1 pseudogene (running past one end of the window) is annotated in these 494 nt (G+C 46.6%); it reads left to right on the top strand.

Features of this window, described 5'->3' with window-relative positions:
* Positions 1–494 (top strand): annotated as a pseudogene (locus HQK80_14635) (DNA-directed RNA polymerase subunit beta) (it extends 1,521 nt beyond the left edge of the window).

The following is a 494-nucleotide window of genomic DNA, read 5'->3' as shown; positions in this document are numbered from 1 at the left end:
CCAATTACTTCCGCCATTAAGGAGTTTTTTGGGACCAGCCAGCTTTCACAGTTTATGGATCAGACCAACCCATTGTCAGAGGTAACTCATAAAAGACGTTTGAGTGCGCTTGGACCCGGTGGTCTCTCGCGAGAGCGTGCAGGTTTTGAAGTACGTGACGTTCATCCTACCCACTACGGACGAATCTGCCCCATTGAAACACCAGAGGGGCCGAATATTGGACTGATCGTTTCTTTGGCGGCCTACGCCAGGGTTAATCGATTCGGTTTTATCGAAACTCCGTATCGATCAGTTGTAAATCGTAAGGTTACCAATGATGTAAAATATACCACTGCCTTGGACGAAAAACCTATGATTATAGCTCCGGCTCAGGCTGTGGTTAATAAGAAAGGTAAAATCACTGATGATATACTCATTGCTCGTCACGAGGGTGAGGTTGTGACCGCCAGGGCAGAAGATATTACCAATATGGATGTGTCTCCAAGTCAGCTTGT

It is taken from the genome of Desulfobulbaceae bacterium (genome assembly GCA_015231515.1).
Lineage (GTDB): Bacteria > Desulfobacterota > Desulfobulbia > Desulfobulbales > VMSU01 > JADGBM01.
Note: the sequence above shows the minus strand (reverse complement) of the source record. Positions and strands in the feature narration are given on the sequence as shown.